This window comes from Streptomyces sp. NPDC092370, assembly GCF_044755265.1.
In the GTDB taxonomy this organism is placed as follows: Bacteria; Actinomycetota; Actinomycetes; order Streptomycetales; family Streptomycetaceae; genus Streptomyces.
In genome coordinates, this window is sequence record NZ_JBIVQO010000004.1 from 412,018 (window position 1) to 427,865 (window position 15,848).

General features: G+C 70.6%; 16 protein-coding genes. 1 reads left to right on the forward strand and 15 read right to left on the reverse strand.

Going from position 1 to position 15,848, the window contains the following annotated elements:
• Nucleotides 1–11: 11 nt before the first annotated feature.
• The 13 genes from ACIQHQ_RS15955 to ACIQHQ_RS16015 all read right to left on the reverse strand — a co-directional run bounded on the left by ACIQHQ_RS15955 (nt 12) and on the right by ACIQHQ_RS16015 (nt 11,271).
• Nucleotides 12–593, reverse strand: coding sequence for a hypothetical protein (locus ACIQHQ_RS15955; RefSeq protein WP_402612488.1), 582 nt, complete (start codon nt 591–593; stop codon nt 12–14).
• A 16-nt stretch (nt 594–609) separates the two neighbouring features.
• Nucleotides 610–1,230, reverse strand: coding sequence for a pilus assembly protein TadG-related protein (locus ACIQHQ_RS15960; protein WP_402612489.1), 621 nt, complete (start codon nt 1,228–1,230; stop codon nt 610–612).
• Nucleotides 1,227–1,460 (reverse strand): Flp family type IVb pilin, encoded by a 234-nt coding sequence (locus ACIQHQ_RS15965; protein WP_398731477.1) that lies wholly within the window; start codon nt 1,458–1,460, stop codon nt 1,227–1,229. Before ACIQHQ_RS15965 ends, ACIQHQ_RS15960 begins: the two co-directional genes overlap by 4 nt.
• A gap of 145 nt (nt 1,461–1,605) precedes the next feature.
• Nucleotides 1,606–2,556, reverse strand: coding sequence for a response regulator (locus tag ACIQHQ_RS15970; protein WP_402612490.1), 951 nt, complete (start codon nt 2,554–2,556; stop codon nt 1,606–1,608).
• Between the two features lie 26 nt (nt 2,557–2,582).
• Nucleotides 2,583–4,328, reverse strand: a complete 1,746-nt coding sequence (locus ACIQHQ_RS15975) for an ATP-binding protein (protein ID WP_402612491.1) — start codon at nt 4,326–4,328, stop codon at nt 2,583–2,585.
• Nucleotides 4,329–4,344: 16 nt separating this feature from the next.
• On the reverse strand, nt 4,345–5,232 hold the full coding sequence (locus ACIQHQ_RS15980) for a DUF5936 domain-containing protein (RefSeq protein WP_402612492.1): 888 nt from the start codon (nt 5,230–5,232) through the stop codon (nt 4,345–4,347).
• Between the two features lie 16 nt (nt 5,233–5,248).
• Complete coding sequence (locus ACIQHQ_RS15985) at nt 5,249–6,193, reverse strand: type II secretion system F family protein (protein ID WP_402612493.1); 945 nt, start codon at nt 6,191–6,193, stop codon at nt 5,249–5,251.
• Nucleotides 6,194–6,202: 9 nt separating this feature from the next.
• Nucleotides 6,203–7,540, reverse strand: coding sequence for an ATPase, T2SS/T4P/T4SS family (locus ACIQHQ_RS15990; RefSeq protein WP_390988149.1), 1,338 nt, complete (start codon nt 7,538–7,540; stop codon nt 6,203–6,205).
• 25 nt (nt 7,541–7,565) lie between these two features.
• Nucleotides 7,566–7,931, reverse strand: a complete 366-nt coding sequence (locus ACIQHQ_RS15995; RefSeq protein WP_402612693.1) for a TadE/TadG family type IV pilus assembly protein — start codon at nt 7,929–7,931, stop codon at nt 7,566–7,568.
• 109 nt (nt 7,932–8,040) lie between these two features.
• Nucleotides 8,041–8,364 carry a pilus assembly protein gene (locus tag ACIQHQ_RS16000; RefSeq protein WP_402612694.1) on the reverse strand — a complete coding sequence of 108 codons (324 nt, stop codon included), beginning with the start codon at nt 8,362–8,364 and terminating at the stop codon, nt 8,041–8,043.
• Between the two features lie 53 nt (nt 8,365–8,417).
• The gene (locus ACIQHQ_RS16005; protein WP_402612494.1) at nt 8,418–9,650 is read right to left on the reverse strand and encodes a CpaE family protein; all 1,233 of its coding nucleotides are present in this window, start codon (nt 9,648–9,650) and stop codon (nt 8,418–8,420) included.
• Nucleotides 9,651–9,659: 9 nt separating this feature from the next.
• Nucleotides 9,660–10,367, reverse strand: a complete 708-nt coding sequence (gene cpaB, locus ACIQHQ_RS16010; RefSeq protein ID WP_402612495.1) for a Flp pilus assembly protein CpaB — start codon at nt 10,365–10,367, stop codon at nt 9,660–9,662.
• Between the two features lie 70 nt (nt 10,368–10,437).
• Nucleotides 10,438–11,271: a hypothetical protein gene (locus ACIQHQ_RS16015; RefSeq protein WP_402612496.1), complete on the reverse strand. Its 834-nt coding sequence runs from the start codon at nt 11,269–11,271 to the stop codon at nt 10,438–10,440.
• An 816-nt stretch (nt 11,272–12,087) separates the two neighbouring features.
• Between ACIQHQ_RS16015 and ACIQHQ_RS16020 the strand changes: the two genes are divergently transcribed.
• Nucleotides 12,088–13,776 (forward strand): chitinase, encoded by a 1,689-nt coding sequence (locus tag ACIQHQ_RS16020; protein ID WP_402612497.1) that lies wholly within the window; start codon nt 12,088–12,090, stop codon nt 13,774–13,776.
• Between the two features lie 59 nt (nt 13,777–13,835).
• Here ACIQHQ_RS16020 and ACIQHQ_RS16025 read toward each other — a convergent pair whose 3' ends face one another.
• Together ACIQHQ_RS16025 and ACIQHQ_RS16030 are read right to left on the reverse strand one after the other, a co-directional pair.
• A complete protein-coding gene (locus ACIQHQ_RS16025; protein ID WP_402612498.1) occupies nt 13,836–15,152 on the reverse strand; it encodes an Nramp family divalent metal transporter in 1,317 nt (438 codons plus the stop codon).
• A gap of 156 nt (nt 15,153–15,308) precedes the next feature.
• Nucleotides 15,309–15,791, reverse strand: a complete 483-nt coding sequence (locus tag ACIQHQ_RS16030) for an ATP-binding protein (RefSeq protein ID WP_402612499.1) — start codon at nt 15,789–15,791, stop codon at nt 15,309–15,311.
• Between the last annotated feature and the right edge of the window lie 57 nt (nt 15,792–15,848).

The window sequence follows — 15,848 nt, forward strand, 5'->3', positions numbered from 1 at the left end:
CATGGCCGGCCTCACCCGGAGATCTTGATGGTGCCGCTGGAGAACGTCGGCAGTTGCAGGGCGACGTCAGCCGTGTCGGTCGGTGGAGCGGGGAACTGCATGAACACGGGGAGCGCCTGCCCGGCCTCAAGGGTTGTGAGACCCGTCGTCGTCAGCGGACGCCCGTCGGTGTCACGCAAGACGTAGTAGCGCTTCTTCCCCTTGGAGTCCACGAGAGTGGCACCGCCGAGCGACTGACCGTGCTTGATGACCTCGGTCTCGTCGCCACTCGTCTGGGCGGGGATGGCCACCGACTCCGCCCCGTCGTTCTTCAAGCTACCGCTCACCGTGACGAAGCCTCCAGCGTCCCGTTGGGCGGAGGTGACTTGCAGGAAAAGTCCGTCCGTTCCCTTGAGCTCGGCGAGCGGTGTCTCCGACTGCCCTTCCTGAGCACTCGGCTTGGATCCGCTGTCCTTGGAGGCGGATGCCGGCGGGGTCGGCTTGTCATCGTCGCCGCCACCGCCGCCGCAGCCGGCCACGCCGAGGGCCAGTCCGGCCGCAAGGGTCAACGCGACCGTTCCCCTGCGGGCCTTCGCAGTGAACCGAATGCTCATCTCTCTGCTTCCTTCATCACTCGTCGTTCGCTTGTGGCTCGGCCAGGTGGACGTCGAAGAGGTCCTCGGGTTCCGGCAGAACATCGAGATCGTCCGGGTCCAGCTCCCAGACCACGTCGTCTTCGCATGTGAGCGTCGGCAGAACGTCGGGACCGGCGTCCCCGGCGGGCGGGTCGAAGTCGCAGCGGGGCTCGATCACGGCGGTGGCGGTCGCGTCGGACTTCCGGGCCGCCGTTCCGGGAACGACGGACTCACCGACGGATTTGTTGGTCTCGACCTCGACCGTGAAACCCAGGGGACCCTCGGGTCCGCAAGTGTTCACCCTGGCGTCGTTCTGCTCGGCGAGCTGATACGCACGCCAGCAGGACGGGCCGAGACCGTCAGTGGTGCCCTCGAAGATCGCCGGCCACTTGGCCGGATCGAGTACGTCCTTCACCCACGCGCCGGCGAGTTGGTCCCGCCTGTCCTGCGCTGCAGCGAGAGCCGCCGCGTCCGCGGCTGTCTGGGCGCCGTTCCTGTTCGCCGCGGCCTGGCCGACCGCGAAATACGCGAGCGCGAGAAAGAGCAGGCCCCCCACCACCACGATGTAGATGGGGAAAGCCTGCCCTGCGTCGCCGTACCGGCGGGGTCGCGTCAAGGAGCGACCTTGGCGATCTGCGCCTGGATCTTGGTGAGGATCGTCTGACCGATGTTCGTACCCGTGATCGCCAGCACGATCGCCACCACCACCGCGATGATGCCCAGGTACTCGACCGCCGTCTGTCCCTTGTCGTCGGCGCGGCGCTGCATCGCCTCGACCGTCGTGTTCTTCCAGCCGTTCACGCGGACCTTGGTCGCGACGGCGGTCTTCAGCATCAGGTCGCTCATGGTGTTCCCCTCCGGGTTCGGCTGTGTCGCTTTCGACACGAGGAACGTACGGCGAATCGACCAGTCCGCCAGAGGGCCCCTGGGCCCAATTCCGGGCCCAATCGATCGGGCACGACCGGCTGTTCCCCCTTGGTGTCACCGACGGTCACCCCCGTCCCCGGTGTGCGTCCGGCGCCGTGCCGATCCACTTCGCGGCGGCCTCGGAGCGGCTGGTGCTGTGGAGCTTGGCGAAGATGCGGTTGATGTGGTTCTTGACGGTCTTCTCGCTGATGAAGCACGTGGCGGCGATCTGCTGGTTGTTCATGCCGGACGCGATGAGGTCCATGATCTCCGCCTCCCTCGTGCTCAGTTGGAACCGCGACCTGTCGGGAGCGGCCGGACGGCCACTCGTCCACCCAGACGAAGACTGTCCCACATGCGGTTGCACTTGCGAAAGGTTTTCTGGAGAAGAAGGTGGCGGCGTGTTGAAGTGCACTGGTGGAGAGGGTGATTGGGTCTGCATATACGACTGGGCGGAAGTGGAAAGTCCGTATGCAGTCGCACTTGACGACTGACCCAGGCCCTCGGGGAGGGGTGGTGCGGAGGTCCGGTCCTGGCGGAGTTGGGCCAGCAGGGCGCCCGCCGCCGTGGCGGTGAAATGGGCCCGGCCCTCCTTGATGTCCCGTACGGCCTCGACCAGTTGGTCGGCCGTGAATTCGCCGTGGACCAGGTAGCCGCCCGCTCCCCGTCGCAGGGCCTCCTGGACGATCTCCGACTCCCTGCTGTAGGTGAGCATCACCACCGGGGCGATCTGCACCAGGTACGGGAGGGCCGAGATGCCGTCCACGCCGGGCATACGGACGTCGAGGAGCACGACGTCCGGGCGGTGCCGGTGGGTGGCCTGGTAGGCCTGGCGGCCGTCGGCGGCCTCCGCCACGACCTCGATGTCCGCGCGGCCGGAGAGCAGGGCGGTCAGGCCGGCGCGGACGACGGGGTTGTCGTCCGCCACGACGACCCGGAGACGGCGGGTCGGCCGGGCCGGTTGTGGGAGGTCGGCGAACGGGTCGTGCGGCGGCGGCTGCGGGGCGCCGGTGGGGTGGGGCGTGTGGTCCGGCATCAGGGGCCTCCTCTCGGGTCGTGGGGTCATGCGGTGGGTGTGGTCAGGGCGGCCAGGGGGAGTTCCAGGCGGACCTCCGTGCCCTGGGGGTGGCCGCCGCGGCCTATGCGGATGCGGGCGCCCACGGAGGCCGCGCGTTCGACCATGCCGACGAGACCGAAGTGGCCCGCGCGGCGCAGCTGTTCGAGGGTGGTGCCGGGTGGGAGGCCGCGTCCGTCGTCGTGGACGCTGATGCGGAGCAGGTCGCCGTGGACCCCCGCGCGGACGTCGACGCGGGTCGGGTGTGCGTGGCGGTGGGCGTTCTCCATGGCTTCCGAGGCGATGGTGAGAAGCTGGCGGGCCACCGCCGGCGGGACGGGGGGCACGGCGTTTGCGCCGGTGGGGCGGTAGACCGCGGGGAGGCCGGTGCGGGTGCTGAAGTCGCGGGTCCGGGCGGCCAGTTCCACCAGGACGTCCGTGCCCTGGCCGGGGTCCGACTCGCGGCGCAGGTCGGCCAGGAGCTCGCGGGATTCGGCGGCGGCCCGGCGGGCCGAACGGGCGACGAGGGCCGCCTGTTGCCTGACCAGGGCCGGGTCCATGCGGTCGGCGTTCGCCGAGGTGGTCAGACCGTCGGCGGCCAGGGCCACGCCGTGCAGGGTCTTGGCGACGGAGTCGTGCATCTCGCGGGCCAGGCGGGCTCGCTCGGCGCTGACCGCTTCCGTCACGGCGAGTCGGGCCTGGACGGTGGTGAGGGCCTGGGTGGCCGCGCCGAAGCGGAGCATGAGGTTGCGGAGGCTGGAGCCGACGGCTCCGGCGATGACGCAGAGGCCGGGCAGCAGGGCCGACTCGGTGAGGCCGGGGGCCGGGTTCTCCTGTGCCGCGTGGATGAGGAGCAGCAGGAGCGCTTGGACGGAGGCGAAGACCGCGGCTCCCCGCCAGCCGTAGACGAGCCCTGCCAGGAGGGGGGTGCAGACGCTGACGTAGGCGAGGGTGCTGTCGGGGCCCGCGGCGATGAGGAGGAGTGACCCGAAGAGGGTGTCCGCGGCGAGGAGGGAGGGGTGGCGGAGGAGGAGCGGGCCGAAGCGCTCCCAGTCCCTGAAGAGGACGTAGGAGGTCATGAAGGTGACGACCACGGCTGCGCCGACGAGGCGGGTGGGGAGGCCGTCGTTCGCGTTGACCAGGGCGGTGGGGGTGGCCAGGGCGATCATGGCCAGGCGGAAGCCGAACACCTGCCGGCACATGGCCTGGAGGGCGTTGATCTGGATGTCGATCGCGGGGTGGGCGGGCACGCCGGGTGCCCTGGCTTCGGCCGGGAGGGGGTTCCCGGCCGCACCGACGGCGTAGCCGTCGTCGTCGGGTGCGGCCGGCCCCTGCGAGGCCGCGGCGCCGGCCCACCGGCCGTCCGCAGGTCCTTGCGGCCCGGTGCCGGCCCGCGGTGCGCGATCGTCCTTCGGCCGTCCTGCCGGACCACGTGTCCCGTCGCCCGGTTCGCCGTTCCCGGCCGTCGGCACCGGGCTCTGCGCAGAGGTTGCCGCCTCCGCGCGAGGCGGCTCCGCTTTCCGGCGCCCGCCGCCCTTGATCCGCAGGATCGGTCCCCCGCCGGCAAGGGCCCCGGCCGCCTCCCACCCGGGCGGCAGCGCGGGCGTCACCGATGTCACCGGTACGTCCGGCGCGCCCGTGCGGACATACGCGGGCAGCACCGTCCCCGCCGGAGGTGTGGTGATCTCCGGTGTCCGCTCGGCTCGGCGGCGGCGCCGCCTCAGCGGCCCCGTCCGTTCCCCTGTCATCGCCATACCTCCGCCCCCTTCCCTACTTCCCCGTCACCGAGCCGAAGTCCGTGCCCGAGCCGAGGATCAGGCCCGCGCCGAGCAGCAGCATCGTGGCCGGGACCATGAAGGTCGTGATCATCATCGTGGCCTTGGGGACGGCCCGGGCGGCTTTGCGGCGGGCGTTCTGGGCGTCCGTACGGCGCATGTCCTTGGCGAGGGACACCAGCGTGTCGACGATCGGCGCGCCCAGTTCCTCCCCCTGCTGCAGGGCGGTCACGAACATCGCCACCTGCTCGGAGTCGTTACGGCGGCGCAGTTCCGCGAAGGCCTGGCGGCGGCTCATGCCGAGGTCCATCTGGCGCAGGGTGATGCGCAGTTCGTCCGCCCAGGGGCCCTCGTACCGGGAGGCGACCCGGTCCAGTGCCTGGCGGAAACCGAGACCGGCGCTCACCACGACCGCCAGGACGTCCAGGAAGTCCGGCAGGGTCCGTTCGATGACGTCCCTGCGGATGCGGATCGCCGACCAGATGCCGACCTCCGTCCAGAACGCGCCGAAGGCCAGCAGGAGCAGGGCGACGAACAGCTGGCCGCGCATGAGGAAGACCAGGAAGCCCACGGCCCCGAGGAAGCCGTAGACCGCCCGGCGCGCCCCGTACCTGTCGATCGTCAGGCCGCCGGGGTTGCCTGCGAGGTCGATCTTGCGGCGGTACTTGGCCACCTGCTTGGGGCCCATCAGGCGCAGCACCGCGGGGGCGTAGCGCATGCCGAGGCGGTCGACGAGCGAGTCGACGGCGCCGGTGCGGGTGGAGCCGACCTCCAGGGCCAGGGCGAGGTCGCCGGGCAGTTTGGCCTCCGCGCGGTACATGCGAAGGCCGGCGAACACGCCCCAGACGCTGAGGCCCATCAGCAGGGCGAGGAGCAGTCCCATGGTTGCCTCCGGGCTCTCAGACGTCGATGCGGGACAGGCGGCGGATGAGCAGGAAGCCGACGGCGTAGAGCGAGAAGGCGATGATGACCGCCGCCTGGCCGAAGGGGGAGCCGGTCATGCGGTCCAGGGCGCCGTCCTTCACCCCGTTCATCAGGAACAGGGACCCGACGCCCAGGACCGGGACGGCGTACGACGTCATGTTCACCTGGGAGAGCTGGGTGCGGACCTCGCGCCGGGTCTCCTTGCGTTCCTCCAGCGTCTCCGTGAGGTTGCGCAGGGCGCTCACCACCTGCCCACCGGCCCGGTTCGACAGGACCAGCGTGGTGACGAGCACGACCAGCTCGCGGGAGGGAAGGCGGTCGGCCAGTTCGCCGAGCGCGTCGTCCATCGAGGCGCCGACCGCCAACTGGTTCGACACCTTGCCCAGTTCCTCACCCGCGGGGGCTTCCATCTCCTCCGCGGCCATGCCGATCGCCGTGCGCAGGGCGAGGCCCGCCTGGGTGGCGTTGGCGAGGATCCGGGCCATTTCGGGGAGCTGGTTGATGAACTTCTCGATGCGCTTCTGCCGTTGCCAGTTGAGGAACTGGACGGCGACGCCGATGCCGAGCAGACCCGCCAGCGGGCCGAAGAACGGGGCCAGGGCCGCCTGGCCGATCAGCCACAGGCCCGCGACCGTGGCGAGCATGTAGACGAAGAACTCACCCGGGGTGATGTCCAGGCCGGTCGCCGCCAGGCGGAGCTCCAGCTTCTTGCCGAGCCTGGTGCGCCGCAGACGGCGGTCGATGCCCCGGAAGTTGCGGCGCCGGCCGCCGGCCTGGATCTGGCCGGTGGCGGACAGCCGGTCCACCAGGGCCTGTCGCTGCGCCTTGCCCGTGGCGTAGGAGTGCAGGCCGACGACCGCGAGGACGCAGGTCAGCAGGGTGATGCCGGTGGTGAGCGTGATGAGCTGTTGCAGTTCCATCGGTCGGTCCTACCTGGCTTCTCGGGTGGCTAGCTGGTCCGCGGACCCCGCGATGCCGAACGCCTGCGGGAGGGGCTGGCTCGCCATGTAGAGGCGGTCGGCGGTGCGGCGCGGCAGCGGGAAGTACTCGAAGGCGCCGTGGATGCGTCCGTCGGAGGTCATGGGCTGTGCGGCGAAGCGGGCGGCCGTGACCAGGCGGTACGGATCGCTGCCGTGGCTGTCCATCAGCGCGATCTCGGTGATGCGGCGGGCGCCGTCCGCGAACCTCGTCAGCTGCACGATGACGTCCACCGCGCTGTTGATCTGGTCGTGCAGCGCCACGAAGGGGATCTCCACGTCCGACATGGACGCCAGGGTCTGGAGCCGCATCAGGGCGTCCTCGGCGCTGTTGGCGTGGACGGTGGCCAGCGAGCCGTCGTGGCCGGTCGACATCGCCTGGAGCATGTCGAGGGACTCGCCGCCGCGGACCTCACCGACGACGATCCGGTCGGGGCGCATGCGCAGGGAGTTGCGCACGAGGTCGCGGATGGTGATCTGCCCCTTTCCCTCGACGTTCGGGGGGCGTGACTCCAGGCGGATCACGTGCGGCTGCTGGAGCTGGAGTTCGGCGGAGTCCTCGATGGTGATGATGCGTTCGCCCTCGGGGATGAGGCCGGAGAGGGCGTTGAGCAGCGTCGTCTTGCCGGTGCCGGTCGCGCCCGAGACGATGATGTTGAACTTCGCCTGAACCAGGCCCGCCAGCAGGTACAGCATGTGCTCGTCGAGCGAGCCGAGGCCGATCAGTTCGTGGAGCGTGAAGGAGCGCGGGAAGCGGCGGATGGTGAGGGTGGCGCCGGTCAGGGACAGCGGCGGGATGATGACGTTGACGCGCTCGCCGGAGGGCAGGCGGGCGTCGACCATCGGGTTCGACTCGTCCACGCGGCGGTTGACCGTGGAGACGATCCGCTCGATCGTCTGCATGAGCTGGTCGTTGGAGGCGAAGCGCAACGGCAGTTGCTCGACCCGGCCACCGCGCTCGACGAAGATCGCGTCCGGGCCGTTGACCATGATCTCGGTGATGGACGCGTCTTCGAGGAGGGGCTCCAGGATGCCCAGGCCGAGCGCCTCGTCGACCACCCTGCGGATCAGCTGCGAGCGCTCCACCGTCGACAGGACCGGGCCCTCGCGGCTGATGATGTGCCCGAGCACCCGCTCCAGGCGGGCCCTGCGCTCGGCGGCGGCCAGCGAACTCATCTCCGCGAGGTCGATCTCCTCCAGGAGCTTGGCCCGGTAGGAGGCGACCATGTGGCCGTCCTCGCCCCGGTTGCCGTTCTCCTCGGGGGTGTTGATGCGTGCTCGAAGGCTCATGAGTGCGGTGCTCCTCGCTCGTTGCTCAGTGATCGCGCGGCATCGTGGCGGTCTTGACGGCGGGGTCGAAGTCCCAGCCCGGCACGACGGACGGGATCTGCACGGTGGCCGTGACCGTTACCTCGTCCCCGCCCGGCGCCGACAGGCAACTGGTCCCGTCGGCCAGCCAACTGCTCACGGCCGCGCGGCAGTCCGCCTCGTACGGTCCCTCCAGCGACGCGCTGCGCGCCCCCGTACGGGCCGCCGTGCCGGCCTGCTGGGCGGTGTAGGCGATCAGTCCGAGCTGTACGGCCGCCAGGGCGACGAGCAGCAGGATCGGCAGGAAGCCGATGAACTCGATGGCGACCTGGCCGCGGTCGCGGACTCTACGGACTTCTCGGAGCTCACCGATCTCTGGGACTTCACGGATCTCCCAGAGCTCATGGATCTCTCGGACCTCACCGATCTCCCGGATCTCACCGATCTCTCGGACCCCTCGGATCCCTCGGCTACGAGCCATGTCAGTCCGCCTCCTCGACCGCGCCGGCGTGGCCCTCGACGGCGTACGGGAAGGACAGCGTGCCCGGGAAGAGGATCGGCACCTCCAGCCGGACGTCGGCCGTCACATAGCCGGAGCCGCCGCAGGTCACGGTGGCGTCGGATCGCCACGCCTCCGACAGGTGCTTGCGGCCGGCCTCCTCGCACGCGCCCTGCCGGGCGCCCGGTTCCGCGGCCGTGGCCTGCCGTACGGCCTCGTCGGCGGCGTTGCCCGCGAGGATGAAGGTGTAGCCGACGAGGACGACCTGCCACAGCGCGATCAGCGTCACGATGATCGTCGGTGTCATGCCCAGGAACTCGATGGTCACCTGGCCCCGGTCCCGCTCCCTTGACAGCACCGTCACCCCTCCCTCCTCCGCCGAAAGCTCACCGGCCCCCGGCCCCCCTTGTGGGCGCCGTCCGCGGCCTTGACCAGGCCCAGTTCCCCGGCCAGGCCCCACAGGGCCTGCTTCACCGAGCTCTTGCTCTCCAGTTCGTGGACGCGGCCCGCGTCGACGACGCTCTGGAGTTCCTTGAAGTTGGCGGGGACCACGGTGGCCGCGACCGTCGTGCCGGTGATCTTCTGGATCAGGGGCGGCTGGATCTCGGTGGCGCGCGAGTGCCGGTTGACGACGACGGTCGTCTCCTCGGCCTTGCGGATCTGCAGCCGGTCCCACATCCGCACGGCCCGTTTGGCGCCCCGGACGGCGACCACGTCCGGGGTGGTGACCAGCAGGGCCCGGTCGGCCATCTCCACGGCCGCCGCCCCGGCGCCGCCGAGCTGGGCGCCGCAGTCGATGACGACGACCTCGTAGCGGGAGCGCAGGGCGCTGACGATCTGCCGGGCGGCGCGGTCGGTGACGTCCTCGCCGCGTTCGCCTTCGGCGGGGGCGAGCAGCAGGGCGAGGCCGGTGTCGTGGCGGAAGACGGCGTCGGCGAGGACGCGGGGGGAGATGTCGGTGATGGCGGCCAGGTCGACGACGGAGCGGCGGAACTGGACGTCCAGGTAGGAGGCGACGTCGCCGGTCTGGAGGTCCATGTCGACCAGGGCGGTGCTGCGGCCGGAGGCCTGGGCGGCCAGCGCCAGCTGGATCGCGGTCAGAGTGGTCCCGGCCCCGCCCTTGGCGCCGCTGACCGTGACGACGGTACCGCCGACGCCGGTGAAGACGTCGCCCCCGGCACCCAGGTGCCGTCGTACGCCGACGGACCACTGGGCGACCGCCTGGACGCGGCTGGCGAGTTCCTCGTAGCTGAGCGGCAGGGCGACCAGGCCGCGGGCGCCGTAGTCCATGGCGGCCTGGAAGAGGCCGGGGCTCGCGTCGGAGGTGACGAGGATGACGCCGACGGCCGGGAAGCGCAGGGCCACTTCGCGGATCAGCTCCAGCGCGGGGACGGGACCGATCCGCTCGTGCACGACCACGACCTCGGGCAGCTCGTCGACGGACTCGGCGGCCAGCCGGGCGAGGGTGTCGATGAGCTGGGTGGAGTCGACCACCGGGGCGACGGGCTCGGCGTCCGGGAGCTGGCTGAGCAGCGTCGTGATGGACCGGACCGCGTCCGTGTCACCGACTGCCGGGAGGATCCTCGTGGGCATGGCAGCCTCTCACTTGTCCTTCGCGAGTTCGTACGTCCGGTCCCGCTCGGGGACGGTGGTGTCGCTGCCGGGCGCGACGAGGGCGAGCCGGACCCGCTTGGCGAACGACTCGGCGTAGGTGATGCGCTGGGCGTCTAGGGCGGACAGCGCGAACGTGATCGGGACGGCGTCGGTGGGCTGCTGGGTGCGGTTGCCCTCGTCGGGCTTCAGGGCGGTGAGCCGGCCGACGTCGAGGACCTTGGCGTTGGTGACGATGATCTTCGACTGGTCGGGGTCGCCCTCGCGTGCGCCCTCGAAGGTGGCGTAGACGTTGACCGAGGCGCCGGGCGTGATCTTGCCGGCCACGCCGGTGGCCGCGTCGATCATGATGGCGACCTCCTGCTGGCCGGGCTGGAGGGCCGGCTGGCGGACGATCATGTCGGACTGGAGCAGGGAGCCCGCGCGCAGCGTGGTCACGGCGATCTTGCCCCGGATCTCCCGCAGATCGGTGACCGCGTTGCCGGACAGCCACCGTTCGGGCATCTTGATCTTCTCGAACTGGCCCGTGCTGAGGGTGGTGTAGGGCGGCACGTCCGATGTGAGCCGGTAGGCGGTGACCTCGGGGCCGACTTTCGACTTCACGTCACTGATGACGGAGAGCACGCCGGCGAAGGCGCCGAGGGCGCAGACGACCGACAGGAGCAGGAGAATCACGCCGCGGCGCTGACGGGAGTTCATGAACCGTACAACCTCGTTGGGTATATCGGTCGAGCGGGATCGGAACAGTGCTGACGAGCGGTGCCGGGCCTCACCCGACGGCCGTCCGGTTCTCGAGCTGCCGGCTGGGCGGGCTGTCGTGGACGGGCGGCGTGGCCGAGCAGAACACGCAGCGGTCGCCGATGACGTCGATGCCGCACCAGTGGCACTGACCTCGACGTACGGACGTGACCAGCTGGTAGAGGACGGACAGGTCGGGCAGGTAGCTGCAGAACTCGATGAGCTTGCCGGTGCCCCACCAGGCGGGCGACTCGGCCGGGAGCGGGGTCTCGCGCAGCCCCTGCACCTTCCAGGAGGGGGCGAGGGTGCCGGTGACCCAGTCGGACTGGAGCTGTCCCTTGGCGACGAGCATCCAGGTGCCGAACTCGGGGCCGGGGAGCCCTGCTTCGGGGGTGATCCTGACGAGGTGCGGCTCGGGGTGGGCGAGGACGCCGAACTGACTGCCGGGCACCCAGGACTTGGCGTGCGATTTCAGGCCGACGGGGACGCGGTCGAGCCGGGTGACGGAGTTGAGGAGCGCGCCGGCGTGGATGTAGTGGACGAGCAGCCGGCCGGCCGAGGCGAGCACGCCGGGGCTGATGTCGCAGGAGGCGAGCTGCCGTAACTGGCGGGCCAGGACGGCGAGTCCGAGCGGTGGCAGTTCCGGCCGGAACAGGGCGATCCGGTCGCTCTCCATGAGGGAGCGCAGGGTGTGCAGCCGTCGCTGCACCGCGGTGGGCGCGGCCTGCGAGCAGACCACGATCACATGGCCGTGGTGCTCGACCAGGGCCTGCATCTCCGCGAGCGCCTGCTCCAGGGGGCGTCGGTCGATGTCCCTGAGCACGACGGCGGGCAGGGTCCGTTCGTCCTGTGGCGGCAGTGCCATGTCAGCACTGGTCACGGCAATGGCAGTTGGCACGCGCAGCTCCCCGTTTTCCCCATGCCCGTCGGAACGCCGGGTGTCACTCCGGCGCACCGTTTCGACTTCACTGCGTGACTACCTCAGCACTGTATCCACGGCTCTGTGACCGGAGAACAGCGTTTGTGTAGCTGGAGAGCAACTGCCGTTGCACAAGATGCGTCAAAACGGGGCAGGTTGAGCATCTTGCCGGTCCAGCGTCGAGCTCCGGCGGTCCCGGGCGATGAGGCCGGGAGGCCAGTGCTGACGGCGGCCTTCATCGAGAGGCAGAAGGGCATGGAGCCGGCCGGGGGGACGAGGCGAAGCGGATCGACTTCACCTTCGAGACGACCGGCGAGAACGGCGGCCCGGCCACGGGCACCCCGGTCGAGGGCGCGACCCTCACCGGGCCGGACTCGGCCGGCACCACCTTCGCGATCCGGATCGACGCCGCGCCGGGTTTCCCGCGCCACCACATCTGGTCGACCACCGCCGGATCGGCGCGCCTGGGCGGCGGCGTGGGTGCGTTCGGAGCCGCGGCCGCCGGATGCCGGTCCCGCTCGGGGCCGTCGCGTACGTCGCGCGCGCCCGCGGCGTTCCCGCTCAGGCGGCATCTGGCGGCGGCGTGCGCGCGGCGGCGGCCCAGTGTTGTTGCCGGTGTCGCGGCCGGGGTGCCGGACCCGGCGGGTGCCGCGTTGTGGATGTCCGCGGGCACGCTGCCGGCGGGGTGCGCGGTGGGACTGCCGCTCGACAGGTTGGTCTGGACCTCTTGACACCACCTCTAGTCTGGACCATTTTCTTGTCATGTCCAGACACAGACGATCCCTGCGGCTGTGGTCGGGTGCCGTCACGGCTGCCCTGGCCCTCACTGTCACGACCGTCGGCCAGGCGAACGCCGCCGACGTCAACAACGTCAGGAACGCCGGCTTCGAGTCGGGCCTGAGCGACTGGACCTGCTCGGGGGGCAGCGGCACGACGGTCTCCTCCCCGGTGCGCTCCGGGTCGGCCGCGCTGCGGGCGACCCCGGCGGGGCAGGACAACGCGCGGTGCAGTCAGACGGTGGCGGTGAAACCGAACTCCACCTACACGCTGGGCGCGTGGGTGCGGGGCGGATACGCCTACCTCGGCGTGACGGGCACGGGCACCACGGACGTGTCCACCTGGACGCCGGACTCCTCCTCCTGGAAGCAGCTGTCCACGAGCTTCAGGACGGGTTCGTCCACGACCTCGGTGACCGTGTACACGCACGGCTGGTACGGGCAGGCGGCGTATCACGCGGACGACGTGTCGGTGTTCGGCCCCGACGGCGGCGGGGGCACGGACCCGGGTCCCACGGTCCCGTCCGCGCCGAGCGGCCTGAACGTCTCCGGCACGACGTCCTCGTCGGTCTCCCTCGCCTGGAACGCGGTCTCCGGAGCGACGGGTTACACCGTCTACCGCGACGGCACGAAGGTGACGGCCGTCTCCGGCACCTCGGCGACGGTGACCGGACTCGCCGCCTCGACGTCGTACTCCTTCCAGGTCACGGCGACGAACGGGGCCGGTGAGTCGCCGAAGTCGGCGGCGGTGACGGGAACGACGAACCAGCCGAACGGCCCGGGCCCCGCGCTCCCCAAGCACGCGGTGACCGGTTACTGGCAGAACTTCGACAACGGCGCGACGGTCCAGCGCATCTCGGAGGTCCCCGCCGCCTACGACATCATCGCCGTGGCCTTCGCGGACGCGACGGGCACGCCGGGGGCGGTGTCCTTCACCCTGGACTCGGCCGGGCTGAAGGGCTACACGGTCGACCAGTTCAAGGCGGACGTGCGCGCCAAGCAGGCCGCGGGCAAGAAGGTCGTCATCTCGGTGGGCGGAGAGCGCGGCACGGTGTCGGTCAACGACGCGACGTCGGCGGCCAACTTCGCGAACAGCGTGTACTCCGTGATGCAGACGTACGGCTTCGACGGGGTCGACATCGACCTGGAGAACGGCCTCGACGCGACGTACATGACGCAGGCGCTGCGCGCGCTGTCGGCGAAGGCGGGCCCGTCGCTCGTCCTCACGATGGCTCCCCAGACCATCGACATGCAGTCGACGTCCGACGCGTACTTCCGGACCGCGCTGAACGTGAAGGACATCCTCACGGTCGTCAACATGCAGTACTACAACAGCGGTTCCATGCTCGGCTGCGACGGCAAGGTCTACAGCCAGGGCTCGGTCGACTTCCTCACGGCCCTGGCCTGCATCCAGCTGGAGAACGGCCTCGCCCCCTCCCAGGTGGGTCTGGGCCTCCCGGCCTCCCCCCGGGGAGCGGGCAGCGGCTACGTCTCCCCGGCCGTGGTGAACAAGGCCCTGGACTGCCTGACCAGGGCCACGAACTGCGGCACCTTCACACCGCCCCGGACCTACCCCGACCTGCGCGGCGCGATGACCTGGTCGACCAACTGGGACGCGGCGGCGGGCAACGCGTGGTCCAGCGCGGTGGGGCCGCACGTGCACGGTCTGCCGTAGCCGAGGACGACGAGGCCGGCGGGGTGAAGGGCGGAACTTTCCTCACCCCGCCCGCCGCTCTAGAAGAACTCCCCCCACGGCTGGTCCCAGATCTGCTTCACGCACAGGACCAGGAACAGCAGGCCCGCCACGGCCAGCATCGCGTTGCTGAGGGGGCCGCTGCGCCACTCGCGGGGCGTGCGGGAGGAGTTGAGGAGCCAGATCAAGGTGGCGGCGAGGAAGGGGAGGAAGGCCGCGCCGAGGACGCCGTAGACGATGATCAGACGGAAGGGCTGGCCCTCGAAGAGCAGGATCATCGGCGGGAAGGTCAGCCAGAGCAGATACGCGCGGAACGGCCAGGAACGCTCGCGTTCACCCGAGGCGACCTCCGCGCCCTTGGCCTGGCCCTTGCCCGACAGGCGGGCCACGAAGTCGGCGAACATCAGGCTCACACCGTGCCAGACGCCGATCAGCGAGGTGAAGGACGTGGCGAAGAAGCCGATCAGGAAGAACTTCGCCGTCGCCGGGCCGTACTGGTCCTCCAGGATGTCCCCGAGCTGGATCAGGCCCTTGTCACCGCTGGCGATCGCGATGTTCGCCGAGTGCAGCAGCTCCGCACCGACGAACAGCATGGCGATGACGAAGATGCCGGTCGTGGCGTAGGCGACGCGGTTGTCCAGCCGCATGACCTTCATCCAGCCGGTGTCGGTCCAGCCCTTGGCGTTGACCCAGTAGCCGTACGCCGCGAGCGTGATCGTGCCGCCCACACCGCCGATCAGACCCAGCGTGTTGAGGATCGAGTCCTTCTCGTCCGGCAGCACCGGCAGGAGCCCGGCGAAGGCGTCGGGGATGTTCGGCGTGACACGGATCGCCAGGTACACCGTCACCACGAACATGACGCCCACCAGGACCGTCATGACCTTCTCGAACACCGCGTACTTGTTGAACCAGACGAAGACCAGTCCGACCAGACCACTGGCGATGCCCCACCACTTGAGGTCCATCACGTCCGGGAACAACGCCTGCAGCGGCAGCGCGCTCGACGACATCGCCGCCGCGCCGTAGACGAACCCCCAGACCACGACGTAGACCGCGAAGAACCACGTGGTCCAGCGGCCGAGGCTCGCCCAGCCGTCGAACAGGGTGCGGCCGGTGGACAGATGCCAGCGGCCCGCCGCCTCGGCCAGGGAGATCTTCACCAGACAGCCGATGATCGCGGCCCACAGGAGGGTGTAGCCGAAGTTGCTGCCCGCGATGAGTGTGGCGACCAGGTCGCCGGCCCCGACGCCGGTCGCCGCGACGACGATGCCCGGCCCGATGTACTTCCAGCTCGCCTTCCGGGGCTGTGGGGGATGTGTGGCCGCGCTTTTCGTGGTGTTTCCCGTGGTGTCCGCCATGAAAGTCAAGAAACCGCAATGCGGCCGGGCCGACAAGAGGGCCTGAACGGAATCACCCCGGAGGTGCGAGACCTGCGCGAAACCACCACGATGAACGAGCGGACCGGAGCCGGGCCCGGGCGGCTGGAGCACCGCCGAGACCCGGCAGGCGGAGCGTCACGGCTGTCGCCGACCACAGCCGTCCGATCCGCACGTGCCGAGCTCGAACCACACGGTCTTGCCCGGCCCGTCCCGGTGGCAGCCCCACCGCTGGGCGAGTGCGTCCACCAGGAACATTCCGCGGCCGCTCTCCCCCGTGCCCGCGTCCAGCACCCGCGGCACGCGGCGTTCGCTGTCGACGACCTCGCAGCGCAGCACGCCGTGCGCCGCGAAGAGCGTGAGCCGGAAACGACTCCCGGCGTGCACCACGGCGTTCGCTGCCAGTTCACCGACGAGCAGTTCGGCCACGTCGGTCACCTCACCGCGCTCGGCGAGTCCCCAGGCCTCCAGCTGCCTGCGGACCTCCGCGCGTGCCTCGCGGACGGCGGAGGGCCGCGGTGCGTACTCGACACTCAGGTGGCCTGCTCCCAGGGGTGGTTGCGGGAACGGGCCACAGGGGGCGTCGGGGTCCGGGAGGTGCCGCCCGGAGAGTTGCAGCATGCGTCAAGGGTGATCCGCGGGGGTGGTCCGGCGCAGGGGGAGGACTACCCGATCCTC